The sequence below is a fragment of the Isoptericola croceus genome (genome assembly GCF_029382255.1).
GTDB classification, from domain to species: domain Bacteria; phylum Actinomycetota; class Actinomycetes; order Actinomycetales; family Cellulomonadaceae; genus Isoptericola; species Isoptericola croceus.
Genome location: NZ_JARLLG010000187.1, coordinates 1 through 276, shown reverse-complemented (window position 1 = coordinate 276; position 276 = coordinate 1). Strand labels below are relative to the sequence as shown.

Genomic DNA, 276 nt, shown 5'->3' with positions numbered 1-276 from the left:
GATGCGCCCAACGTCGGTCGAACCCGTGAACGCCACCTTGTCCACATCCGGGTGATTGACCATCGCCCCACCGGTGTCTCCGGCACCGGTAATAATATTGACCACCCCCGGTGGCAGGCCGGCATCGGCAATGACTTCTGCCAATTTCAGCGCAGTCAATGGTGTGGTCTCGGCAGGTTTCAGAACGACCGTGTTCCCGCAAGCCAGCGCCGGCGCGATCTTCCACGACGCCATGAGCATCGGAAAATTCCACGGGATTATCTGCCCGGCAACACC

1 protein-coding gene is annotated in these 276 nt (G+C 60.5%); it reads right to left on the bottom strand.

Annotation, left to right across the window (positions count from 1 at the left end; all coding sequences use genetic code 11):
* Positions 1 to 276, bottom strand: a 276-nt coding sequence (locus PZC42_RS21145) for an aldehyde dehydrogenase family protein (protein ID WP_277214093.1), incomplete at both ends; no start/stop codon positions are given.